This is a genomic window from Bacillus sp. 105MF, assembly GCF_000374885.1.
Classification (GTDB): domain Bacteria; phylum Bacillota; class Bacilli; order Bacillales; family Bacillaceae_G; genus Bacillus_A; species Bacillus_A pseudomycoides.
On sequence record NZ_KB895578.1, the window covers coordinates 37,531 to 63,568 of the forward strand.

Here is a 26,038-nt window from a genome sequence, read left to right on the forward strand (position 1 = left end):
TAAAAAGAAAAAAACCAGCATAACCGCTGGTTAAAAGTCGAAATAATTTCTTTTTAGGAGACGTGGACGTTCCATTAATTCTTCATATGTCAATTGTTTTGGTAAATCTTTTGTATAAATTAAAAACAACTGATCTTCTATTTCTTTTACAACATGATCAGCCTGATAGTCCATTCCACATGATGAACACGAAATACATGGTGTCTTTTGAATTTCAATGGCTTTTGTACCATCTGGCAATTCCCAATATACAGTATTCAGACTTTCTCTTGCTTCTGTACTGTCACACCACATACAATTCATACTGCGTCACCCTCAGCTTTTTTGCCATCTTCTAATTTCGACATTTGGGCTTGATACTTTTTATCTTTTAACTGATCACGCTTATCTCGTTTATCTTTTAAAGAAGAATGTGTTTCATTTGTTTCATAATCTTTCCGACGATTCATACGTTGTAAATCATCCGGAACAAGATTAAATTTCTTATCACTCATCAATCCTGCTACACCAATATCCGAACGTTTCTCTTCATATGTTGGATAAATCTCTTTAAAGTAACCTTCCGCTCTTCCTGGTACATAGTTTTCTGGTTCTGGATATGTTGTAATAACACCTTCAAAGTTACGAAGAACAACTTTATCTGCGCTTTGTGAAATTAAATAATTTGGCTGAAGAGCAATTTTCCCGCCGCCTCCTGGTGCATCTACAACGAACGTTGGAACCGCATAACCAGACGTATGTCCACGTAACCCTTCAATAATTTCTAATCCTTTTGAAACCGGAGCGCGGAAATGACCGATACCTTCTGATAAATCACATTGATAAATGTAATACGGACGAACACGAATTTTTACTAAATCGTGCATCAGTTTTTTCATAATCGGAACGCTATCATTAATACCTGCTAAAATAACCGCTTGGTTTCCAATTGGAACACCTGCATTTGCAAGCATTTCACATGCTAGTTTTGATTCTTCTGTAATTTCAATAGAAGTGTTAAAGTGCGTATTTAACCATACTGGGTGATATTTTTTAATAATATTACATAGATTTTCTGTAATACGTTGCGGGAATACAACTGGCGCTCTCGTTCCGATACGAATAATTTCCACATGCGGAATTGCGCGTAAATTTTTTAATACGTATTCTAAGATTTTATCATTAATAAGAAGACCATCCCCACCAGAAATTAAAACATCTCGTACTTGTGGCGTTTCACGAATATAAGCAATTGCATCATCTAATTGTTTTTTCGGAACACCCATTCCAATTTGTCCACTAAAACGACGACGTGTACAGTAACGACAGTACATAGAACATTGATTTGTTACTAAAAATAACACGCGGTCTGGATAACGATGTGTTAAACCTGGAACTGGTGAATCCTCATCTTCATGAAGCGGATCTTCTAAATCATACTTTGTTTTATATAATTCTTCCGAAATCGGTACAGATTGCATCCGAATCGGACAGCGTGGATCATCGGGATTCATAAGAGAAGCATAGTACGGTGTAATATTTAACGGAATCGTTTTTGTTGAAATTTTAACACCTTCTTCTTCTTCTGGTGTCAAATTAATCACTTTCTTTAAATCATCTAACGTTTTGATCGTATTCGTTAATTGCCAAACCCAATCATTCCATTGCTCTTCTGTAACATCTTTCCATAATTCGATATCTTTCCAGTGACGATTTGGTTTGTATACATCATGTAACATTGCTATTCCCCCTTTTTTTACGCTCGCCATTTATATAAGCAATAATTATGCCAACTCCACATTTTCAAGAAGTGATGACGAAAGATACCCTATTATATATAAGAAAAAATATTTTTCTTATTTTAAATGGCGCTCTACTCAATACAATATTCGTTACTTTCTGTATATGTAAACGCTCTTTTTTTGGTGCAAACACACAAAAACCGCCGATTATTCGGCGGTTTTGTCATACTTATTTAATTTATACTGCAATGTTTGTCTTGGAATACCTAATAATTTAGCAGCTTGCAAAATATTCCCATCCGTTTCCATTAGCGCTTGATTAATTAATTCTTTCTCTGTTTGGTGAAGTGCCTCACGTAATGGAAGAATAGATTTCTTCTGTTTCTTTGAATCTACTTCTTTTCGAAATGTTCGTGGTAAACAACTAACTGTTAATGAACCTCCTTCTGCAATAATTACAGCGTGTTCAATCGTGTGTTTTAACTCTCTTACATTTCCAGGCCAATGATATGCTAGCAACCTTTCTTTCGTCCCATTATCAATATGGAGCACCTGTTTTTTATATTCTTTGTTATAGTCTCTTAAAAAGTAGGATGCTAACAATAATACATCTTCTTTTCGTTCACGAAGCGGTGGAATATATAGAGAAAATACATTTAAACGATAATATAAATCGGTACGAATTTTATTTTCACGTAAACATACTTCTGGAGGTTGATTCATCGCCGTAATCACGCGAACATCTACTTTTCTCGTCTTACTATCACCGATGCGACGAATTACTCCATCTTCTAATGCACGTAGCATTTTCGCCTGCAGATCAAGGGGCATCGAATTTAATTCATCTAAAAATAATGTCCCTCCATCTGCAAGTTCAAATAGCCCCGCACGTTCAATAGCTCCTGTATAACTCCCTTTAGTTGTCCCAAATAATAGACTTTCTAGTAAGGACTCTGGAAGAGCTGCACAATTCTGGGCAATAAACGGTTTGTTTTTACGGTTGGAAGCCTCATGAATCGCTTGTACAAATAGTTCCTTTCCTGTTCCTGTTTCCCCGTATATTAAAACGTTTGCATTTGTTGGAGCTACCTTTTGCGCCAAATCTTTTGTTTGTTTAAAGTGGGAATCATTCGTCACAATTGTATTAAAAGCAACGTGTTTTTTTGTTATCTTCTTCCTAGAGGATCGTTTCATTTTCGATTGTAAATCAACAATTGTATCCGTTAATTTTTGAATCGTCGAGTAATCTTTTGCGATTTCAACAGCACCTGCAATTTCACCTTCTATAAAAATAGGTAATGTGGTATTTACAGTACAAACATCTTCACCATTTAAATTTTGATAACGCTGCACTTGATGTAAAATCGGCTTTTTTGTATTTAAAACTTTCATAAGTGTACTCGTTTCCCTTGATAAAGATGGGAATGCTTCTAATAAATGCTTACCCAATACATTCTCAATCTTTGATCCGTCATGTTTTGCAGCAACAGTATTATAAAAAATTGTAATACCATTCTCATCCACAGCATGAATCGCTTCATCAATACTGCCCAAAATCGCTTCAATGACTTCTTGTGTCGAAACTGCCAGCAATGTCATTCCCCCCTTTTGCTAAAAATTCAGCAATTTATATGCCGAATTTCCGGCACCCCTGTGCGCGATTATAAGCATTGCGATTCCGTTCTACTTTTCTATTTATTTCATATCATTACTTTCCCGCCAACAAGTAATAAAGTGCAACTCTAATCAGCGGGGGGCTTCATCCCCCACTGATTATTAGCCCGCAACAATCTGGTATTCTAAACTTTCAAGTAAAGATCTTACTACCCATTCATGCGGGATAAATCTTTTACCCATACATTCATATCTTCTAATTTATCAAAAATATAACAATTATTTGCTAGCCTTCCTGTGTATGTATATCCTAGCTGATGAAAAGCTGCATTCATACCAAACGAAAGTGAACGTGCGATTGTGTAAGAACAAAAGATTGCTCTCTCTTGTAGTTCTTCTTCTAACTTAATGAGTAAACTTTTCATAAATCCATGCTTTCGATATTCAGGTAAAGTTGCACAATTCGTTAATTCTGCGTTACCTTCTTTCACATTCATTTCTGCTGAAGCAGTACTAATAATACGCCCCTCTGATTCATACACATAATAAATCGTATCTTCTTTCATCGTCTGAACAATATAGTCTGCTTCATTTAACGGTGTCGGATAAATTTCAAACACTTTTCCAAATACACTTGCCAATTCTTCTGCGTCTGCCTCTGTCGCTTTTCGTAGTACAAATTTCTCTGGAACTTGTTTCTCCTTTACTTCCTTTTCTCTCACACCATCTATAATGCGGTCCTCATCAATCCACTGGATACTATTTCGTCTTTCATCATCACGATATTTTACGAAAAAGTATGCATCATGTCCTTGAAAATAATGTGGAATTGTCGCTTCTAATAAAAAGCCAAAAGAGAGCCACGCCGAAACATGCTCTCCCTTTCCTTTTATAATGCATTTGGTGAAAGAATGCTTCTCTGCTAACTCTTCTATTTTTCGCATAAGACTTTCTACATTTCCTGTATAATGATCTACCCGAATACGTTTATTAAAATAATCTAGCACTCCTTCTACAGTATAGTAGTTTGTCTGTTCTCTGAATGATTCATAATAGTTCATTTTTTCACCTCACACCAGTCTAGTAATGTACATGCAATAACTTTTGCTGCGGCAATCATTTTATCCACTTCAATGTATTCATTTGGATAGTGGGCTACCTTTGTCTCTCCTGGTCCGAATATAATGGTTGGGATTTCTGCGATTTGTGTAAATAAACCACCATCTGTGCCCCATGGTGATGCTTCTATAATTGGACTTCTTTCTTCAATTTGAGCAAAATTATCTTGAAGCGTTGTAATGAGCGCATGCTCCTCATCTAATTCACCTGGGACCCACCTTGCCCCAAACCATTCTACCTCTACTGGATATTCTTCGAACCATGGATCTACATTCTTTAATTGCCCTATCCAATTTTCAAATTCTTCTTTTACCGCCTCCATAGTCTCATTCGGCGCAACTCCACATCTTCCTTCTAAAATCAACGAATCTGGTACGGAGCTTGGCCAGCTACCACCTTCAATTTTCCCAACATTGATTGGAACAGGGATTGGAATTTCTTTATATAACGGGTCTGTAATCCGTTCATTTCTTTTCTGTTCTAATTGTCTCAAATGTTCAACAACAAACACGCTCTTTTCAATTGCACTTACTCCTTCATAACGAGTCCCGCCATGTGCTGCTTTTCCTTTCACATGCAAGCGAAACCACATTGAACCTTGTTGTTTCGGGAAAAACTTCATATTTGTTGGTTCTGGAATGATAACCCCATCTGCCTTATATCCTCGTAAAATTGCTGCTAAAGTACCTGCTCCACCGCTCTCCTCTTCTATTACACTTTGAAAATAAATATCTCCTTTTAATTCAATACCCAGTTCTACAATCGCTTCGATTGCCAGCATAAGCGCCACATTGCCGCCCTTCATATCGGTTGTTCCACGACCATATATGCGATTCCCTACTTTTTCACCACTATATGGATGGTGTTCCCACTGATTCACATCACCTTCTGGTACAACATCGATATGTCCATTTAAAATCATTGATTTTCCATCGCCGCTTCCTTTTAACGTCGCAACAATATTTGGGCTATCTGAAAAATTCGTTCTTGGAGATACAAAATAAGGATGATCTTTCATTTTTGTAAAAGAAGGCTCCCAAATATCGAGATCTAAACCTAATTCACGTAGTTTTTCAATGACAATTGCTTGCGCGCCGCTCTCATCTCCAGATACACTTTTTTCTTGAATTAATCGTTTTAAGAGCTTTACACTTTCTCCTTCATGACTTTCAATATAATCACACACTTGTTTTTTTAATTGCTCCATATTTGTTAGCTCCTCTCATTCAATCACAAGTAAATTAGAACTCACATGAAAAGATGCCTCCGTATTTCGTTTTACATCCTCTACTGTATAAGGGCTCATTAACTCTTGGAGTATTAAACCTTCAGAAGTAACTTCCATTACAGCCATATCTGTAATAATTAAATCCACGCACCTTTTCGACGTTAATGGAAGCGTACATTCTGAAACAATTTTTGCATTTCCATACTTATCAACGTGATTCATCACAACAACGACCCGCTTTGCTTTTTGCGCTAAATCCATCGCTCCGCCAATACCAGGAACACGTTTCCCGGGAACAATCCAATTTGCTAAATCACCTTTTTCACTTACTTGCAGTGAACCAAGTATTGTTACATCAAGCAACCCTTTTCGAATCATTCCAAATGCCGTGCAACTGTCAAAATAACTTGCTCCTGTAATAAGTGACGTCGGCAATCCAGCCGCATTACACAAGTTTTCATCTTCGCTTCCTTTACTTGGCGTCGGGCCCATTCCAACGATTCCATTTTCCGCCTGGAACATAACATGTATATCTTCAGGCAAATGGTTAGGTACAAGAGAAGGGATACCAATCCCTAAATTTACAATCATTCCATTTTGAATTTCTTTCGCAGCACGCCTTGCTATCTTATCTCGTACTTCTACTCCCATACCCATCTCCAATTCACTCCTTCCGACGGCACAATATAATTTACAAAAACACCTGGAACAACAATTTCCTCAGGATCTAAACTTCCAAGCGGTACGATTTCTTCTGCCTCAACAATTGTAATATCTCCAGCCATCGCAACGTGTGGATTCATATTGCGAGCACTTTTATCAAACACAAGATTGCCAAACGGATCCGCCTTCTTCGCATATACAATCGATACCTCTGCCGTTAAAGCTGTTTCCACTAAATATGTTTTTCCGTTCATTTCGACTGTTCGTTTTCCTTCCTCTACAATCGTATCCACACCAACATCGACAAGAATTCCGCCTAATCCCATTCCACCTGCACGAATTCGCTCTGCTAGCGTTCCCTGAGGCGAAAACTCAATCCGTAATCGTCCTTCATTTAACTGTCTTCCTGCATTTGGATTTGAACCAATATGAGAAGTAATTAATGATTTCACTCGCTCATTTGTTACAAGGCGGCCAATTCCTACCTCTGGAAATCCCGTATCATTTCCGATTAAATGTAAATTTGTAATTCCTTTTTGTGCAATAGCCTGTATTAATGATGGAGGGGATCCAATTCCGCCAAACCCTCCAAACATTAACGTCATATCATCATGAAACAATGACATAATCTCTTCAATTTCTTTTAATTTACCAAATGTATTTGTAATGGTTGTCATACGATACTGTGCCCTCCTTTTTGCATCATCTCTTCCACACTTTTCACAAAAATCTCAAGTAACTCATCTAACTCAGAATATGTAGTTGTCATCGGCGGTGCAACAAGCAGCGCACTATCCTCTTTTCCTGCTTGCCCTGAAACAGCTTGATATAAAAGAAGTCCGTTTTTCGCCGCGACTGAAATGAGCTCAGACGCTTTTGTAAACGATTGCAATTCTACTCCGATCAGGAGTCCTTTTCCGCGCACATCGGCAATAATCGTCGATTGCTGCTGAACTTTCTGCAATCCTTTTATTAAATATTCTCCTTTTTCAGCTGTTTTTTCAGGTAAATTATGTTTCTCCATATATTCAATAACCGCTAAAGCTGTCGCGGCTGATAACGGGTTAGCACTTAGCGTATGCCCACTCATAACTGATCGCGACCCTCGTAAAATCGGTTCCATCACACGGTCACTCACAACCGTCGCGGCCATCGGTGTATAACCAGCACCTAGACCCTTTCCTAACGTCATGATGTCTGGCTCCACGCCCCAGTGTTCCATCGCAAACCATGCACCTGTACGCCCAAGGCCTGTCATCACCTCATCAGCAATAAATAAAATATCATAATGGCTGCAAATATCTTTAATTACTTTATAATATTCTTTCGGTGGTACAACCGCACCGCCTGCCGCCCCAATAATCGGTTCAGCTATAAAAGCTGCAATATGTTCTGCACCAATTCGTTCAATTGCTCGTTCTAATTCCGTTGCACAAGAAAGCTGACACGTTGGATATACTTTCTGCACCGGACAACGGAAACAATACGGCGCTGGAACAGTTGGATAATCTTCTAAAATAGATACAAATCGCTGGCGACGAAGTGGATGCCCTGACATTGATAAAGCTCCCATCGTAATACCGTGATAACTCATCCAACGTGATAAAATTTTATGTTTCCCTTGAATACCGCGCTCTTGAAAATGTTGAATCGCAATTTTCATAGCCGTTTCATTCGCTTCTGTACCACTATTCACAAAGAAACTCCAGTTCAAATCTCCTACACTTAAATCACTTAACTTCTTTGCTAACTTCTCAGCTGGCTCACTCGTAAACTGTGAGCGGTACACAAAAGCAATCTCCTCTGCCTGCTTTTTAATCACTTCCGCAATCTCCGTTAAGCCATGTCCGATACCTGCCGTAATCGCTCCTGACGAACCATCAAAATATTTATTACCATTTTGATCATACAAATACACACCTTTTCCATGTGAAATCATTGGATACGGCTGACCAACAAGTGGCTTAATTAAGTAATCGCGCATAGCGCTCCCCCATTTCTCCAATTTGTATATATATATGAAGAAAATTGACGTTTCTTTCATAAAAAAGAACCCTCTGCAAACGCAGTGAATTTATCAAAAAACTATTATAAAATATACAAATGAGTGCTAAAAATCAAAATAAAAATAAACATTCAGAAATATAATAAAAGACCAAACCCTTTACCCCTCTTTAAAAAATCCTCCCCCCTATAAAAAATAAGCCTAAAAAACATACTACCTAATTATTTTTTCACCATACCATCAGCTTCGCTCAATTGCTGACATTGTGTAAACTTCGACGAAACTCCCGTCAATTTCCTTCCTATTTATTTTGTTTATCTGTCATATTTTTCAACAAATTTAGACAAATCCTTCAAAAAGAAACCTCCTATGATTACTCAATCATAGGAGGTTTCTTTCATATAATTTATTTTTTAAATTTTCGACATCTACTTATTCCTATTAAAAAACATGCTTTTATTGCATTTTACAAAATATTTTTTACTGAGAAAAAACAAATGTGCAAATCCTCTGTACGAGGTTTCTCCTCTTACATAGCACCTTAATCTATCTAACTCTCCCAGCGATTCAACCCTAAATAACAAGCTCCATACACACCAGCATCATTGGTAATCGAGATGCTTCTTTATATTGGCGAATAAGTGCAGAAGTCGATGCATATCGTTCGTAACATCCTTTTCCACCGTAACTACATTCTTTTCCATGATATATTGATTATATAAATAATAAATTAAATCATGATATCATGTTGTCATTACCAGTTGTTATGAAGTATACCATTACAACTTTTTCTTTCGTAATACATTTTCTGAATTTTTTATAAAATTTTTCAAACATTTTTATTCATAGCCTAACAATATAATTCTATTTATTGCGAAATAAAAACCATGAATGGAATTGCCTGCAAGAGAAAGATTATTTTTATCAAATTGATTCTTCCCGTAAAAATCTGATCGATGAAGGTTAATTACTAATAAAATTCTCCCTACCTTAAAGTCCGTACAAATGAGAAAGATAGGTGCGCGGGATAATTGCCCACAAAAAAAATCAATTGATCTGGCTAAATGAAAGTTTCACTTTATCTCAGAAAAAGAAAAGGAGTGTTCCTATGATTCAACAATTAAAAACATATTACGGTAAAGATATAACGGTTAATGAAACAGTATTGTCTGGGGAGTATAGCTGGTTTTTAGTTGAAGGAAACAAAGTAGGGATTCGCAAATCTCGCTTACACCAAAGGGAACGTCAATTACTTTCATCAATCTTAACGCCCATTCATACTGATACATTTTATGAAACAGAAAAAGAAAAGTCTTGGTATGAAGCGTTATATCAAAATAAGGATATTCCTATCGTATCTGTTCGTTTTTTACATTTTTTCACAAATCACTCTATAGTAGAAAGAGAAGAATTTCAAGATGCTTTACAGTCCATGTTTTCTTTCGCCACTACAACGATATGGGAGACTTCTCAAGCCGGCGTTCTCATCTTAGAAGAAGATATATCGAAATCTATATTACAAACAGCCCTTGATACATTAGAAACAGATTTTTTTATATCTCTATCCTTTTTTATTGGCAGACACTATACCGAAACAAATGGAATTTCTCGTTTGTATCAATGGGAACGAGCATTATTTTCTTTTCTTTCTCCCTATTTATCAAAAAAGATTATACACATTGAACACCTACTCCCTTACCAATTAATGATCTCATTACCAAAAGAAGAAAGAGAAAAATATACAAATCAATTGTTAGCACACATTTCAAATGACAAAGAACTAATCGATAGTGTTAAAGTATTCTTCCAATGTAATTTAAATGTATCACTTGCAGCGAAACATTTATATTTGCATCGTAATACCTTGCAGTATCGAATTGATAGATTCATTGAAAAAACAGGAATTAATATCAAAACATTTGAAGGCGCTGTAGCAGTTTATATGGCATTCCTTTCTTTAGATATCTCGTAAACTTGCATAAAAACCTCTCATTTTTTTGTGCAATCTGCCAATTTACCTACCTGCGAAAAAAAACTTATAATTCAATTAATTCAAAGAATAAGGAGTGAGTAATTGTGGCAGAACTCGTATTAGATCATATTTTTAAAGTTTATGATAATAAAACGACTGCTGTTTCTGATTTTAATTTACATATTGAAGATAAAGAGTTTATCGTATTTGTCGGTCCTTCTGGATGTGGAAAATCAACAACTCTACGTATGATTGCGGGTCTAGAAGACATTTCTGATGGTTCATTTTATATTGATGGAGAACGTATGAATGATGTCGCTCCAAAAGATCGCGACATTGCGATGGTATTTCAAAATTACGCACTATACCCACATATGTCTGTTTATGATAATATGGCGTTTGGCTTGAAACTACGCAAACTTCCAAAAGATGAAATTAATCGCCGCGTAACAGAGGCTGCGAAAATCTTAGGCCTTGAAGATTACTTAAAACGAAAACCAAAGGCATTATCAGGTGGACAACGCCAACGTGTTGCGCTAGGAAGAGCTATCGTTCGTGACGCAAAAGTATTTTTAATGGACGAGCCTCTATCCAATTTAGACGCAAAATTGCGCGTAAGTATGCGCTCTGAAATCTCTAAACTTCATCGCCGTTTAAACACGACCACTATATATGTGACACATGATCAAACAGAAGCAATGACAATGGCATCACGCCTTGTTGTTATGAAAGATGGTGTCATCCAGCAAGTTGGTACGCCAAAAGAAGTATACGATGCTCCTGAAAACATTTTTGTTGGCGGATTCATTGGTTCTCCAGCTATGAATTTCTTTACCGGAACATTACAAGATAACTATTTTCATATAGAAAATATTCGTTTCAAAGTACCAGATGGCCAACTAAAAGCATTAAAGAAAAAAGGATATAATGGAAAAGAAATCATACTCGGTATTCGTCCTGAAGACATTCATGATGAACTAATTGTTCTTCAATCTTCTCCTGAATCAACTGTCGAAATTACAGTTGAGGTCGCTGAATTATTAGGTGCTGAAACGATGATTCATGGAAAACTTGCGAGTCAAAACTTTGTTGCACGAATCAACGCTCGTTCAGAAATTAAAGCTACCGATAAACTTCCGTTAGCTTTTAGTTTAACTAAAGCGCACTTTTTCGATATTGATACAGAACAACGTATACGTAATGAATAGACATACTTGATTAAGGTATAAACCATTTTTCTTCCTGATCTTTCTGTACTATTTACCTAAGAAAGGCCAGGAAGCTTCTTTTTGATATTTTATTTTTTTACAAGTATTATATTTAATCCTTTTCGTTTTTTATTGCTACCACCTGACGCTCCTCTTATTTTTCATTTTCATTAACATTTTTTGGCTACTCCTTTTTTATCTCGCTATTCGCGAGCAGTAAGGCCCCACCCCAACATGCAACAAAAGCAAAGAAATTAGGTGGGAGATGAAGCCCCACCGCTGATTGAAATTTCACTTTATGAAAATCTAATTTTTCTAATCCTCTATAGATACAACCTTATGTAACCTTACACATGCTTCCATTCAATGTAATTTCAAATTTTCAAGTACATATTTAACAATTAATTTCACAGTTTCTGGATAACCTTTACCATCATTAGTTTATCCCACTGCAACTTCTTCATTTGTTCTTTTGTGTTAAAATATCGCAAGACCTCATGTTCCAACTGATATTTTAAATACGAGTTTACATTAAAATAAAAAAGAAAGAACCGATTAACTATATTAACCAGTTCAGCATGACGCTCTTTATCAGTTATTAACGAACCCAACATGCCCCGATGATAATTAGTAAAATAAACAATACAACGATCAACGCAAATCCAGAACCTGTACCGCACCCTCCGCCGCCATAACCATATCCGCAATAACTACTAGAATATCCGTAACCCCACATGATTTGCTCCACTCCCTCCGCTACTTAAAAATTAAATTCCCTTAATAAATTATGTAGGACAACTCCCACTTTGTATGTGCGTTTGCCTATAAATTAAAAACTCCATAACTCCGCTAACGATTTTATAGTTTGCACCAGATCGAGCAACTTGTATATGTATAAAATTTGTGGCATTAAATACAGTGAAACTTTAATCAGTGGGGGTTTTCTTCATCCCCCACTGATTATTAGCCCTCACCAATCGGGCTTTTACGGGCAGTTGATCCCCTACCTACCTTGTTTCTCCCTGAATCTTGAGGTGGGGGTCTTACTGCCCGTTAATGCGGGATAAACTATCTATTATCCTATTTATATTTTGAAGCATTTTTTGCATAAGCCCTTTTCCGAGATGCATATAGTTATAGTGATGACAAAGGAGGAATTTTACATGGCTCAATCTGAAATTGAAAAATATGGACAAGAAGCAGCCCTGTATGAACAACTTGCCCGTTACTATCAATATACAAATCCCAAAAAATATATGGAATTATATATGAAATATCATAGTGCGATTACCAAACTTGTACATGTGTATGAAAAACGCGGCTCTCAAGAAGCTACATTGCCATCCTATATGAGAATATTCCACGCATCCCCTCATACACCAGCTATTGATTTTTTAGTTAACGGACAGAAGGTAGTAAAAAACATTTCTTTTAAACAACACAGTCCTTATTTGTCCTTAACTCAAGGGCAGTACCGGGTTGATATCGTTCCAGTCGGTAATGAAACACCTATTTTTTCAGCACTTGTTCCCATGATGGGTAACCACTCTTATACACTGGCAGCAATTAGTACCGATACACATCTACAGTTGCAACCAATGCTTGATAATACTCCTTTGCAATCTGGTCAAGCAAAAATAAGATTTTTACATTTTTCCTCTGATACCCCTGCTGTTTATGTATCCATAAAAGGTGGCGACTATTTATTCGAAAATGTCTTATTTAAACAAGTAACAGATTATTTACAGGTAAGCCCTGGAACAGCTGATATTGAAATTTCTCTTGCCCATACAAAAAAGATACTTGTAACCATCCCTGATGTAAAAGTAGAACCAAATACAATTTACACATTTGCATTAGTAGGCTATTCTAATCAATCCCCAAAATTAGAAGCCGTGGTTCTTACAAATTAAAAAATCTACACCATTCTCTTGGTGTAGACTTTTTTCTCTTTATTTTTGAAATGAAATATGAAATTCTGTCCATTCTGAATCAGAGCGACACGTAATCGATCCATTATGCTTTTCAACAATTTGTTTACATACAAACAAACCGATGCCAGTTCCTAATTTCTTAGTCGTGACAAATGGTTCAAAAATCGTTTCAATACTTTCTGCCGGAATCATCGGTCCATTATTTTTAATAACAATATGAATCCTTTCTTCCTCTTCACATGTATCGATAATAATTTTACGATCTTCTTTAATCACTTCGAGAGCATCGATTGAGTTCATTAAAATATTTAGAAAAACTTGTCTCACTTCACTACGGTATCCCACAAATGAGATAGGATACGGTAAAATCTTTTCAATTGAAACATTTGCATTAACTAGACTTGGATATAAGAAATGAATAATATCATGAAACAAATCATTTAGCCAAAATCGTTCAGACTCATTCCACATTTCTTTTTTTGAAACAAGTAAAAATTGCGAAATACGAAAGTTTAATTGGTCCAATTCATGTGAAATAATATCTAAATATGATAAATTCGGATGATCTAATTTCAATAATTTCACAAACCCCATAATGGAGGTTAATGGATTTCGAAACTCGTGAACAAAACTAGCCGACATTTGTCCTAAAATCGTCAATCTTTCTTTATGTGTTTCATTTATATATTGCTGTTTTTCTTCTAAATTTCTCGATATAATTTCCGAATATTTTAAAACCGTATAATAAATTAATTTGTCAAAACAAGTATGTATTTTTGTCATAATTGGTTTTAATTCACGAGCTTTAACATCTAATTCGCACATTGCTTCAAATAGTTCATTTCTTCCTACATTCGCGTTATAGACAAAATCTCCAATATTAACGTCCGCCCCTGCTCGCTCAATTGCAATTTTTTCACATAACGGCTGTAGATGAGCTACATCCTTATTTTCCATAATAAGTTCAATGATTAACTCTAATAAATTCTCTCCATTCTGAGCTACTTCTTGCTTAAATGGATCTTTTTCGGAAATTATCATTTTGTTTTTCCAGTTCTCTACGAATTGGTGCCTGTTGTTTTTCAAGTGCGAACAAAATACTTCTTTAATATCCTTATCGATTGGAAAAACCCCCATTCCCTCCATTTCCATGCGACGAATACCCTATATATTTTGAATATTAACACAAAAAACGAGTTTCGTTAAGAGATTGTTGTCACATTTTGTTAATTTCTGTTGATAAAGTTAATTTGCAATGTCTTTTTTTGCATCCTTTTCATTTCTTGCGTACAATAAGATATGAAAGGTGTGAAAAATATGGTAAATAAAAATGTGGAAGATTATCTCCAAGAAGGCATTCATGGCCAAAAGCAAAACAAACCAGAAGAACGCAATATGTACTTAGGCACATTGCGTGAACGTGTGGAAATCGCTTTAACAATCGGTCAAGTGATGCAAAGCAATGTTTACACAGAAGTAGCTAATAGCATGCGCACTTCTCAATCATTACAACTATATGTAAACGGCAGCATCTCTTACCCACATTTATCAAAATACATTAAATTAGCAAACGAAAAAAATGTACCTTTTACAATCGTCCAAAATAAAGGTACACAAACACCAATTGGTTTAGTTCTTGCGCATAACACAGCGGTAGATAAAGAACAAGTTTATGTTGAAGATACGATTTTTAAACAAGAGATGAAATAATACACGATAATGTGACACTTCCATTACCAATCGGTCTTTTACGGGCAGTTATCCCCCACTTCTCTTCCTTGCTCCTCTCTGAATCTTGAGATGGGGGTCTTACTGCACGCAAATAACGAGATAAATAAAAGGTACACTTACTTAGATAATAAGTGTACCTTTTATTTGTATTTATTTTTTTATAAAGATTAGTTTCCTCTCTGTCATTTCTTCAATCGCATATTTAATTCCTTCACGACCTGTACCACTTTCTTTGACACCGCATATGGCATGTGATCTACTCGAAAAGTTGAAATGTCTTTAATCATGAAACTGCCCATATAAATCCATTTTGATTTTTTGACATATAAGCCGCGGCTATGAATAACAAAATGGGGGGTCTGCATTTGTTTTCACTCGACATGGAGCAGAAAAAGGGTCTGACCGCCGGATGCTCTCTCCCACCTAAAAATTAGGTTTTATGTCAGTCTTTTAATTTGTATTTATCTAATTCTAGTTCATCAATTCCATGCATTGCTTTCGTTAAATGTCTGACTTATTTTATTGTAGCATTGTCCCATTACATAAAAAAACTCTGCTAAATGCAGAGTTTACGAGCTTACTTGTTCTTGTAATGTTATTGGTTTTTCAGTTTCTGAAATTAAAATGGGAGCTGCTCGCTTTGTCACTTCTATCTGTTTGATATAGTGGCCATCCAATTCCTTAACGCAAAAATTATAATCTTCAATTTCAACAATATCACCTTCTGTAATTTCTAGGTGTTTTGTTAAAATCCATCCACCAATTGTATCAATATCATCATCATCAATAGATAAACCTAACAATACATTTACTTCGCTAACAAATACTTTTCCTTCTAAAATTGTCTTTGTTTCACTTATATGTTGGATTTCTGGTTTTTCATCTATATCAAATTCATCTTGAATATCGCCAACAATTTCTTCTAATATATCTTCAACTGTTACAAGACCTGCTGTTCCACCATATTCATCAATTAATATAGCGATATGTGTACGCTCTCGTTGCATTTTTAAAAACAAATCATGAATTGCAATCGATTCAATGACAAGTATAATGGGACGAATATACTGCTGCACCGTTTCTTTGCTAAAGGCACCATGTTTCACAAAATCTGTGAAAATATCTTTAAAGTTTACAAAACCGATAACATGATCCTTATCCCCATCAACAACTGGGTATCTTGTATATTTCTCATTGGACATTTTTTGCAATGCTTCTTTAACAGAAGTATCTTTATCTAAAATGTTCATCTCTGTCCGTGGGACCATAATTTCTTTTGCAATACGATCGTCAAATTCAAAGATTTTATTTACATATTTAAATTCAGATTGATTAATTTCACCGTTTTTATAACTTTCTGACACTAACAACCGTAATTCTTCTTCCGAATGGACTTCCTCGTGCTCTTTCGCAGTTTGTAAACCAAACATTCTTGTTACATATCGAGCAGATCCATTTAAAAGCCATATAAACGGAAAAGTAATTCGATAAAAGAAAATAAGCGGTTTAGCAACGAGTAAACTCACTTGTTCTGCCTTTTGAATCGCCAATGTTTTTGGTGATAATTCTCCCACAACAACATGGAAAAAAGTAATGAACATAAATACTAGAATCACAGCCAAAATATCAGCAACCTGGGGAGGCACTTCCCATCTTGCGAAAAGCGAATCAAACATGTGCTTTATTGCTGGCTTTCCTAACCATCCGAGTCCAAGAGCTGTAACTGTAATTCCTAATTGACAAGCTGATAAATACTCGTCTAAGTTTGTAATGACTGTTTTCACAGGAATTGCACGTTTATTTCTCTCTGCAATTAAAAAATCGATGCGTGAACTTCTTACTTTCACAATTGCAAACTCGGCCGCAACGAAAAATGCAGTTAAGGCAATTAAAACAATCACCATACTTATACTATATATGTCCAAATACGTTTCCTTACTTACGCTGTAAGCAAGGAAGCCACCTCCTAATTAATTTATTCAAGCGAAAAAGACTTTTCTTATCATCTTACAAGTTTCTACATTCGCCATCACCTTTTTATACATTATATGCATACATAAAGAGGATATTTATATTTATGATAATCTAAATATCTTCTTTCAGTCAAACTAGAATAATTGAAAAAAAACAGACATTTTTCTCTCTTTTTAGAAGAATCTATATGTTCAAAAACTAATTCTCGTGAAAAAACACTTTCTTTGCCGATTCCTCACTTCTTTTGTCACCCATGCAGGGAAGAAGCTTAATACCTCGAAATAATTCAACAGGATATATATAGGAGGGATTTACCTTGGAATATAAAACACCCATTATTGCGAAAAAGTTAGGTGTTAGCCCAAAGGCAGTGGTTCGAATTGCACAACAATTGAATCTCAATATAGAAAAAAACAAGTACGGTCATTTCATTTTCACTCAAGACAACTTAGATAAAATGTTAGAATATCATCGTTCTCATATAGAACAAACCTTATCTCCAGCTATAATTTCACAAGTAGAACCATCAACTGATTTTGAACAATTTGTTACACAATTAAATACAATTACACACCGTTTAAATCGTATAGAGGAAAAAATGCAAGATAAAGCAGATGATGTCGTCAATTACCAATTGCTACAACATCGCAGAGAAATGGAAGAAATGATGGATAGAATTCAAAAATTAGAAGCTGCTCTTGAGAAAAAAGAACCAATTTACATCACACCTGATATCACGCCAACATATGAACGAGAAGAAAAACCGAAACGTCGTAAAATGATTTTAAGTATATTCGGATTTTAGTTCTTTTCCAATCGTTTGTTCGCGCATGATAATCGACTCCCCCCTAGTCAATTATCATGCGCTTTTTTATTTATATAAAAAGGATGTCTCATTACAAGACATCCTTTTTGTTACGATAACATCATATTCATATCTTCTGCTGCAGTTGTAATAAGTTTTAAACCAAATGTTTCTTGTAATACATCAAGCACACCAGGTGAAATAAATTCAGGGGCCTTTGGACCGATACGAATATCTTGAATCCCAAGACTAAATAGCCCAAGTAAAATGGCAACCGCTTTTTGTTCAAACCAAGATAGGACAATACTAACTGGCAATTCGTTCACTTCACATTGAAAAGCATCTGCTAAAGCTGCCGCTATTTTTATTGTAGAAATTGAATTATTACATTGCCCTAAGTCAATGTAACGTGGAATCTCCGTACCGGGTACAACACCATAATTCACATCATTAAAGCGGAATTTCCCACAAGAAGTTGTTAAAATAACCGTTTCTTGCGGAAGTGACGTTGCTAATTCACGATAGTATTCTCCGCCTTTTCCTGGGGCATCACAACCTGCGATGACAAAGAAGCGCTTAATTTTCCCTCCCTTTACTGCCTCAATGATTTCTGGAGCTAATGATAATACTGTATTATGATGAAACCCTGTTACTAACTGTTCATCCGACTCCATATGTACTTCGGGAAGTTCTAGCGTTTTTTTAATCAATGGTGCAAAATCATCATTTTCAATTTTCCGTACACCCTCCAGGCCAGCAATATCATATGAAAAGAAGCGTTCAGAGTATGATCCTTTAATTGGCATAACACAGTTCGTTGTAGCCAATATCGCACCGGTAAATTTTTCAAAAAGACGTCGTTGATCATACCATGCCTTACCAATGTTTCCTTTTAAATGTTTATATTTTTTCAGTTGTGGATATCCGTGTGCTGGTAGCATTTCAGAATGCGTATAAATATTAATTTCTTTGCCTTCTGTTTGCTTTAATAATTCCTCTAATGCAAATAAATTATGACCAGTAACAACAATTGCCTTACCTTCTACATGATTTTGTGTAATTTGAACAGGCTCTGGAACACCGAAATGATTCGTATGTGCCTCATCTAACAACTCCATCACCCGTAAAGCTGATTTCCCAACTTTCATAGCCATATCAATATGTTCTTGTTCATTAAAGTTAGAATTTGTTAATGTCATATATAACGCTTCTTGAGTTGTAGCATCTACAAATGGATCTGTATACCCTAGCTGCGCAGCATGGGTACGATAAGCAGCAATTCCTTTTAACCCAAACACAATCGTATCTTGTAAACTTGCAATTGTTTCATTCTTACCGCAAACACCCATTACTTTACATCCGCCTGTTGGCGTTTGTTCACATTGATAGCAAAACATATCATCCCACCCTTTCCCAATCATTCATTACAAACTAAGCTTAATATACATTGAGAAAAAGGGATGTGATATCAATCACAATAATTTATAAAAATTTGTGACACTTCATCTTGTTAACATAATATTTTTACTGTTCTCTTTGATTAATGCCTGCGCATGAGCATTTCCTTGAATAATATCCCGAAATTCTTTTAAGGAATACAAATGTGTTAATCCTTTCCGAGCATGAATTCGAACAGGTACCCCTTGCAATGTATCATGAAAATAAAACGGATCATCAATTGGCTCAATTGGAAAACCAATTGTAAGTAAATACATATACATTCTTTTTGTAACAACAGCAATATACCACTCAGCTTTCATTTCTAAAGCATGAATAAATAAAATAGCTGTTAACCTTTTGAAATGTCCTCTCCCGCGCGATGTTTTCGCAATACTTAACTTTCCTATTTCATAAACATTCTTTAAACCTTTCATTAACTCATTTTCAGAAAACGGATAGAAAAACTCAGAATTAGATTGTTCAGGTGTCGTATATCGAATACACTCTACTGTACCAATAGAATGTCCTTCTTCTATTAATAAAAATCGTGATGGATTTAAATTACGCTCTACAAACATTAAATCTCTCTCTTCACAAAAATCTCCCCACAGTTGCTCGAACCAAAAATGTTCTTCCTTTGTTTGAACATGCTGGAACATATTTCCCCGCCTTTCCCATCGCCGCCCTATATTTTGATAACGCTTTCACCATCTATCATATAAGAACAAATCTCCGCATGCAACTAAAAGGTATTTACTACATTATACATTCTATAAAAATTAACCAGTTCCTATTCATTTTTTTATATTTATATAAAGTGACACTTCCATTGTATATAATTAGAAATTACCTTTATTGTTTTATCACCTCTATGGGTATTTAATTCTACAATACCATAAATTCACAATTATACTCCCTTCAACAATTCAATTTACTTACACAAAAAGAAACCTTTTCCGTAAAGAAAGGTTTCTTTTCATGTTACAATATTTTTTAACCATTTCTCGAAAATCTGTACAAGACCATGCTTTCCAGCTAACTTTTCTTCTCCCTGCTTTGTTTTATATGGATATAATTGCAAAAAGACTCCGCAACCTGCTTCTATTTTCTTCCCGTGCATATGACTGCCTGGGTATACACAAATCACTTCATGAATCGCCCTTCGGTGAAAAATACGTTTTCCATCTTGTTCTTCTACATATTTAATGGACCAATATTTGTACATTTGCTCTGTTGCTTTTGTATTTCCAACAGGCTGAAAAATATTAAACATAGGACTATATTTCACCTCAACAATAATAGACGACTGGTACTCATAACGTTCCCCTTGCTTCACATAACAATCTAAACGAATGTCTGGCTTTTTCGTATCTTCTCCATTATAGAAATGACTTCCTTTACTAAGTGCAATGAGTGGGTGCGTTTCAATAAGGTCATTAAACACTACATGGATTTGAATATTTTCACGATTTAAAACAATTGTCGTACCATCCTGTAAACCATCTAAGTAAAAATAAGTTTGAATTTGTTCGCGTAATGAAATTTCATCTTTAAATTCTAACTGTTGCAATATAGAAATAATGATAAAAAATGCATAATACTCATACACTAAAAACGTTGGTTTATACACAAATAATAAAGCTGGAGATTGTTGATTATAACGTGGTAGAAACTCTAAATGATATAATAGTTGCCGATGAGTAACAGGTAAAGCATGCATAGTTATATTTGTCTTTTCAGAAATCCCTCTCCAGAATGGAGAATTTAACAAATTTTGAAAGTACAGTATAGCTTGGTGGACAATATGATTTAAAATTTTATACTCTTGTATTTTCATAGATGCTTTCCGCAAGTCTGCCTCTTTTAACAAATGAATATTTCGATATTTTTGCTTCTCCCTATCTGTTACAGACCCGTTTCTTTCAATGGTTTGCATAATTGTTTTTACTGCTTGTTGTTCCTCTTTTTTTGTATGTGTTGCTCTTTCTAATATTTCGATTGTCTTTTGTAAGAAAGCCTGCGCTTCAAGTAAATATTGATAAAATTGTTTCGTTGTAAATTTTAGAAAAGCATTCTCCAAACTATCTGTTTGTTCTATAAATCTGCGATTATAATACTTAGCGTGAGGCTTTTTCTCGTTCATTATCACACTTTTCATCGTCGCTTTTCGTTCCCGTATTTCCCACTCATATCTATCGATATATCTTGTGTTCTCTTCAACTTTTTTATAAAGCTGCTTTATTTTTTTCATTTTTTGTGGCAGCATTCGAAGTAGCATTAAATAGGAAGAATCTTCAATGTCAATTAGCGTTGAGAATGTCTTTTTATAATAACCACGATCTAGCATAATTTCATTCAAAATTGATTTTACATAATTTTGAATCGTTTCAAATTGATCATCAAAAAAATTTTTAGGAACAATTTGAAACGCTCCATAGTATATCTCTTCTTCCACTTTCACCTCGAAATGATACAAACCACAACGCCAAGGATAAAAAAAATCAGTTTTTCCATGTTCATATAATAATACTTTTTCTCTTTTTTCATACAATTCATATTGCCATTCTTTCTTATCTTTTTGCCCTTCATACACTTTATTCCATATAAAAGTAACACGGATTGGCTTTTCACAATGTAAAGTCAAACGTAATGCTTTTAATTCTTGCACTTTATAAACACAATGTGCCATTGTTGTAGTGTGTTTACAAAGACGATTCAAAAATATAAAATCTCCTTTTCCTTCTGTTCCAATAATTAATTTTAATACGAACGGGAGCTTATCTTTTGTATCTACAATTTCCGTCTCGTGCTGCTCCTCATTTCGCATACCCATACAACTCCAATTCACGCCGTTTTTGTCTAATATAAGCTAGAGAATGTTCGAATGCGGAGACACAATTCGCAAGTGGAGATTGTAATAATGATACTAGCGATAGCCCTTTCTTTTCATCCTCACGAAGAAGTGGACCAATTGTCATTTCCGTACCACGTAATTTTGTTAAAATACGCTGTTTTACTTGTAAATCAAAACCCTCTTCTCGGCTAATCATATAAGATTGATTATCTTTTGGAGGGATATTTTGCAAATAAGTCGCAATCGCAGCAGCGCATCGAAAAGAAACGCCTTTCGATGCGTCATGTGATGATAATACGCCATGTAATCTATCTAATAGTTCTAATTCTTCTTCAAAAAGCACATCAATTATCTCTTTATTTCGTAACCAATTCATACGAAACTCTCCTGTTGTTACTTGTAGGGGCGGGATTTGTATCCCTCTATTTTGCTGCATATTGATTTCACAAAATGGAATCTTTTGAAGTGTAATAAGATTTGTTCGATCCAATAAGCGATCAGATAATTCTTTCGTTGTTTCATCAAAATTCACAGTCCCGATAAAAATAATATTTTCACCAATTTCAATTTTAGGTGGAATTATATTTTCTATTTCATTTCCTTCCTCATATAAAGAAAGAATACGATTTTTCTTTTCTAATTGAAGAATAGATAAAAATGGTGTAAACCAATGTTCAATATGTGACATATTCATTTCATCAAATACAATCATATAAAGCTGATTCGGATTTTCATATGCTTTTAATAATGTCCGAATTAACTTCGTTTCACTTTCGATATATGTTCCATTTGGATGAAGATAACCTATTATATCGTGTGGTTCTTGATAAGATGGAGAAATTGGAATCCATAACAATTCTTCTCCATACGTTAACCCTAACGCTTCTGCATATACTTGCACAAAACGAGATTTCCCGATTCCTGGGATACCAGCAAGAATCGTTAACATATTTGTTTTTACACTAATATGAAAGTTAAAAATATCCGTTGCATCTAAATACAAACCTTTATTATTGATTAAGTTCTGTACATACTGTATAAATGTAGATTCACGCTCATTCCATTCTTGGTCTTCTTTTTGCCCTTTTATGTCTACTACTTCCACCCGTTTTCCCTCTTCTTCGATTTGCTTTAGAAGTTGATCATACATATTTTCTCTTACAAAATACAAATGATCATCCGCTTTCACTTCTATATACTTGGTCCAATTATCAATTTCGATATATTTGCATTCCTTTTTTTGTTCGCAATATGCAATTGAACTAATGGATGATTTTAATGATAAATTCCCATATAATCTACCTTCATACCATAACAACTGTGGTACTTCGAAATCGTGTGGGAATTTAGGAATAAGAAAAGATAAGTACCCATTACCTAGCTTTCGCTCTAAAGATTCTCTCTTTTTATATCCTACTAATCTTGGCGAAGGGATAATCTTATATGCATCCGCGATTTCCCGTTGTTCTGTACATATTAATTCAACATACAAGTTCCCTCTTTCATAATAAAGGCGAAACAATACCAATTGTTTTTCTAACTTTTTTTTCTTTAAATCCGCAAATATTCTCTCATTTTTTTTGTTAGTATATAGTCCTTCAAACAAATATACTTCACCTTCAAATTGCGATTTCAAAATAGAAGGAATTTGTGAAAGACATTGTACAGAAAAAGTATTCTTTTTTTCCTCCTCACCTTCAACGAACTTTCCAAGAAATCTCATGTGATACATCCGCTTTATAAAACTTGGATGGAGAGCTTTATGTAGCTTCAATATACTCACCTTCTTTTTTTCATACTGTTCTTATTATATGAACTGTAAAAGAAAACTAGAAACAAAAAAACCTGACGTACACCGTCAGGTTACAAAAGTAAAACTTATATTAGTGAGAAGGGAAAGCTTTTTTCTCTTGCATAATCGCATTGTGAGCAATTTTCATTTTAGCAAGTACGTATCGTAGTTTATCCTCGGCATTTTCATCTTTATTATGTTGCAGGCTTGCTAAAGTCTCCACAGAACCAGCTAAATTCTCAATCGCTCCACGTAGTTCGGGATGATGATTAAAAAATGATTCTTGTACTAATACTTTTCGTAAATCACTTGCCAATTCCATAATTCTTAAGAGTTGTTCTTTTTCTTCCATTCTCATCCCTCCTAAACATCTTATATATTAGATATTCTGTAAATAAAATAAAATTCCTTGTATGCAAAGAAAAAAGTCCTCCAGGAGGACTTTTTTACATTTTTATATTACCTGTTACAAGCATATAAAGCGATATTACTGCTGCAACCACGATTACAACCATGACATATCTCTCCATGCCAGAAAAACAGCGATTTCCTTTTTCTTTTCGAGCAAACATATAAACAACAAGTCCAATACCATATACGATTGAGACAAGTAATAAGTTTTTTAAGCCTGCTGCATAAATCAACCATACGGAATACAATGAGGCAATTAAAGCAAGCATTCCATTTTTCAGCCTCGCACGTTTCAGTTCCTTCGTTACAACTAATTTCAACTGATAAAGTGCTGATAATAAGTACGGAAGTAAAATAGATGTAGACGCGATAAAATACATCATTTGATACGTTGATTCCGAAAACAAAACGATAATAAACAATGTTTGTGCGACACCATTTGAAATCCATAATGCAATATGTGGTGTCTGCTTTTTATTTGTCTTCGTAAAGGCTTTCGGAAATACGCCATCTTTCCCTGCTACGTGAGAAATTTCTGAAACAAGTAAGAACCATCCAATTAATGTCCCAACAAGTGAAGCAACCAATCCGATATTAATGGCAAATGCTCCCCATGGTCCAACAACATGCTCTAATACATGGCCCATTGACGGCGTTTCTAACAGAGAAAGCTCTTGTCTTGTCATTGCCCCCATAGAAAGGACTGAGATTAAAATATAGATGGACATAACTAAAATTAATCCAACAACCGTTGCTTTTCCAACATCACGGCTGTTTTTTGCTCTTCCAGATAATACGACTGCTCCTTCCACACCGATAAATACCCAAAGTGTAACAAGCATCGTATTTTTCACTTGACCAAGGACAGAAGAAATAGAAACGGTTCCCTCACCCCAAAAATCATGTGTAAATGTATCCCAGCGAAACGCTGTAACCATAACTGCAATAAATAATAAAATCGGAACTAGTTTTCCAATTGTTGCAACAAAGTTCATAATAGACGCTTCACGAATTCCAATTAAAATAAGGAAGTGCAGCGTCCATAATAAAAGAGATGCACCAACGATGGAGGCAACGTTGTTTCCTCCTTTAAAAATAGGGAAAAAATATCCAAGTGTACTAAACAATAACATAATCGTAGCTACGTTTCCTAAAATCCCTGCAAGCCAATATCCCCATGCACTGTTAAAACCAACATATTCACCAAATCCTGTGCGTGCGTAACTATAAATTCCGCCTTCAAGCTCTGGTTTTTGTCTTGCTAACGTTTGGTATACAAGTGCAAGTGGAATCATTCCCATTGCTGTAATACACCATCCAATTATCGTTGCGCCACTATTTGCGCCTACTGCTAAATCATGCGGTAAACTAAAAACACCACCGCCAACCATTGTTCCTACTACTAATGCGATTAATGGAAAAAATCCTAATTTCTTTTCTATCGGTACCACCCCATCTGTCATTCTAGGTGTTATGTTCATCCGTTCAACTATTAAAGTCACCTTTTTCTCTAATAGATGTTTCTACTATATTTTTTCAGGAAAACATTACTTATTCTAAAAGAAAA

At 35.1% G+C, this 26,038-nt stretch carries 21 protein-coding genes and 2 pseudogenes; 5 read left to right on the forward strand and 18 right to left on the reverse strand.

Annotated features, from left to right (window positions below; all coding sequences use genetic code 11):
- Window positions 1–30 precede the first annotated feature (30 nt).
- The 8 genes from C564_RS0118795 to C564_RS0118830 all read right to left on the reverse strand — a co-directional run bounded on the left by C564_RS0118795 (window position 31) and on the right by C564_RS0118830 (window position 8,329).
- Window positions 31–303 carry a YokU family protein gene (locus tag C564_RS0118795; RefSeq protein ID WP_018766383.1) on the reverse strand — a complete coding sequence of 91 codons (273 nt, stop codon included), beginning with the start codon at window positions 301–303 and terminating at the stop codon, window positions 31–33.
- A complete protein-coding gene (gene ablA, locus C564_RS0118800) occupies window positions 300–1,718 on the reverse strand; it encodes a lysine 2,3-aminomutase (protein ID WP_018766384.1) in 1,419 nt (472 codons plus the stop codon). Before ablA ends, C564_RS0118795 begins: the two co-directional genes overlap by 4 nt.
- Window positions 1,719–1,928: 210 nt before the next feature.
- Complete coding sequence (locus tag C564_RS0118805; protein ID WP_098206716.1) at window positions 1,929–3,320, reverse strand: sigma-54 interaction domain-containing protein; 1,392 nt, start codon at window positions 3,318–3,320, stop codon at window positions 1,929–1,931.
- Between the two features lie 224 nt (window positions 3,321–3,544).
- On the reverse strand, window positions 3,545–4,396 hold the full coding sequence (gene ablB, locus C564_RS0118810; protein ID WP_018766386.1) for a putative beta-lysine N-acetyltransferase: 852 nt from the start codon (window positions 4,394–4,396) through the stop codon (window positions 3,545–3,547).
- The gene (locus C564_RS0118815) at window positions 4,393–5,661 is read right to left on the reverse strand and encodes a peptidase (RefSeq protein WP_003197483.1); all 1,269 of its coding nucleotides are present in this window, start codon (window positions 5,659–5,661) and stop codon (window positions 4,393–4,395) included. Before C564_RS0118815 ends, ablB begins: the two co-directional genes overlap by 4 nt.
- A 15-nt stretch (window positions 5,662–5,676) precedes the next feature.
- Window positions 5,677–6,339 carry a CoA transferase subunit B gene (locus C564_RS0118820; RefSeq protein ID WP_018766387.1) on the reverse strand — a complete coding sequence of 221 codons (663 nt, stop codon included), beginning with the start codon at window positions 6,337–6,339 and terminating at the stop codon, window positions 5,677–5,679.
- Window positions 6,324–7,022, reverse strand: coding sequence for an acetate CoA-transferase subunit alpha (atoD, locus tag C564_RS0118825; RefSeq protein ID WP_018766388.1), 699 nt, complete (start codon window positions 7,020–7,022; stop codon window positions 6,324–6,326). Before atoD ends, C564_RS0118820 begins: the two co-directional genes overlap by 16 nt.
- The gene (locus C564_RS0118830; protein ID WP_018766389.1) at window positions 7,019–8,329 is read right to left on the reverse strand and encodes an aspartate aminotransferase family protein; all 1,311 of its coding nucleotides are present in this window, start codon (window positions 8,327–8,329) and stop codon (window positions 7,019–7,021) included. The genes atoD and C564_RS0118830 overlap by 4 nt, the downstream gene beginning before the upstream one ends.
- Before the next feature lie 1,129 nt (window positions 8,330–9,458).
- Here C564_RS0118830 and C564_RS0118835 point away from each other — a divergent pair.
- Together C564_RS0118835 and C564_RS0118840 are read left to right on the forward strand one after the other, a co-directional pair.
- Window positions 9,459–10,322: a PucR family transcriptional regulator gene (locus tag C564_RS0118835; protein WP_003207132.1), complete on the forward strand. Its 864-nt coding sequence runs from the start codon at window positions 9,459–9,461 to the stop codon at window positions 10,320–10,322.
- A gap of 104 nt (window positions 10,323–10,426) precedes the next feature.
- Window positions 10,427–11,530 (forward strand): ABC transporter ATP-binding protein, encoded by a 1,104-nt coding sequence (locus C564_RS0118840; protein ID WP_003197473.1) that lies wholly within the window; start codon window positions 10,427–10,429, stop codon window positions 11,528–11,530.
- A gap of 598 nt (window positions 11,531–12,128) precedes the next feature.
- Here C564_RS0118840 and C564_RS32290 read toward each other — a convergent pair.
- Window positions 12,129–12,257: pseudogene (locus tag C564_RS32290) on the reverse strand (YjcZ family sporulation protein); the annotation flags it as partial.
- Window positions 12,258–12,693: 436 nt separating this feature from the next.
- On the opposite strand from C564_RS32290, the gene C564_RS0118855 reads away from it, so the two are divergent.
- Window positions 12,694–13,443, forward strand: a complete 750-nt coding sequence (locus C564_RS0118855) for a DUF4397 domain-containing protein (RefSeq protein ID WP_018766392.1) — start codon at window positions 12,694–12,696, stop codon at window positions 13,441–13,443.
- A 39-nt stretch (window positions 13,444–13,482) separates the two neighbouring features.
- On the opposite strand, the gene C564_RS0118860 is transcribed toward C564_RS0118855, so the two are convergent.
- Window positions 13,483–14,616 carry a BA2291 family sporulation histidine kinase gene (locus C564_RS0118860; RefSeq protein ID WP_003197467.1) on the reverse strand — a complete coding sequence of 378 codons (1,134 nt, stop codon included), beginning with the start codon at window positions 14,614–14,616 and terminating at the stop codon, window positions 13,483–13,485.
- Window positions 14,617–14,781: 165 nt separating this feature from the next.
- On the opposite strand from C564_RS0118860, the gene C564_RS0118865 reads away from it, so the two are divergent.
- Window positions 14,782–15,174, forward strand: coding sequence for a YueI family protein (locus C564_RS0118865; RefSeq protein WP_016132763.1), 393 nt, complete (start codon window positions 14,782–14,784; stop codon window positions 15,172–15,174).
- A gap of 171 nt (window positions 15,175–15,345) precedes the next feature.
- On the opposite strand, the pseudogene C564_RS35070 reads toward C564_RS0118865, so the two are convergent.
- Both C564_RS35070 and C564_RS0118870 read right to left on the reverse strand, forming a co-directional pair.
- Window positions 15,346–15,494, reverse strand: a pseudogene (locus tag C564_RS35070) (aldehyde dehydrogenase family protein); the annotation flags it as partial.
- Window positions 15,495–15,764: 270 nt separating this feature from the next.
- Window positions 15,765–17,120, reverse strand: coding sequence for a hemolysin family protein (locus C564_RS0118870; protein ID WP_026008623.1), 1,356 nt, complete (start codon window positions 17,118–17,120; stop codon window positions 15,765–15,767).
- A gap of 365 nt (window positions 17,121–17,485) precedes the next feature.
- Here C564_RS0118870 and C564_RS0118875 point away from each other — a divergent pair, with 365 nt between their 5' ends.
- Complete coding sequence (locus tag C564_RS0118875) at window positions 17,486–17,974, forward strand: hypothetical protein (RefSeq protein ID WP_003197459.1); 489 nt, start codon at window positions 17,486–17,488, stop codon at window positions 17,972–17,974.
- A gap of 110 nt (window positions 17,975–18,084) precedes the next feature.
- On the opposite strand, the gene hcp is transcribed toward C564_RS0118875, so the two are convergent.
- The 6 genes from hcp to arcD form a co-directional block, all read right to left on the reverse strand.
- Window positions 18,085–19,371 carry a hydroxylamine reductase gene (gene hcp / locus C564_RS0118880; protein ID WP_018766394.1) on the reverse strand — a complete coding sequence of 429 codons (1,287 nt, stop codon included), beginning with the start codon at window positions 19,369–19,371 and terminating at the stop codon, window positions 18,085–18,087.
- Between the two features lie 105 nt (window positions 19,372–19,476).
- Entirely contained in the window at window positions 19,477–20,073 is a 597-nt protein-coding gene (locus tag C564_RS0118885; RefSeq protein ID WP_018766395.1) for a hypothetical protein, read from the reverse strand.
- Window positions 20,074–20,390: 317 nt separating this feature from the next.
- Window positions 20,391–22,241 carry a hypothetical protein gene (locus C564_RS0118890; protein ID WP_018766396.1) on the reverse strand — a complete coding sequence of 617 codons (1,851 nt, stop codon included), beginning with the start codon at window positions 22,239–22,241 and terminating at the stop codon, window positions 20,391–20,393.
- Window positions 22,231–24,042, reverse strand: coding sequence for an AAA family ATPase (locus tag C564_RS0118895; RefSeq protein WP_018766397.1), 1,812 nt, complete (start codon window positions 24,040–24,042; stop codon window positions 22,231–22,233). The genes C564_RS0118890 and C564_RS0118895 overlap by 11 nt, the downstream gene beginning before the upstream one ends.
- A 109-nt stretch (window positions 24,043–24,151) precedes the next feature.
- A complete protein-coding gene (locus C564_RS0118900; protein ID WP_003197448.1) occupies window positions 24,152–24,412 on the reverse strand; it encodes a hypothetical protein in 261 nt (86 codons plus the stop codon).
- 94 nt (window positions 24,413–24,506) lie between these two features.
- Entirely contained in the window at window positions 24,507–25,934 is a 1,428-nt protein-coding gene (arcD, locus tag C564_RS0118905) for an arginine-ornithine antiporter (protein ID WP_003207126.1), read from the reverse strand.
- Window positions 25,935–26,038: the final 104 nt, after the last annotated feature.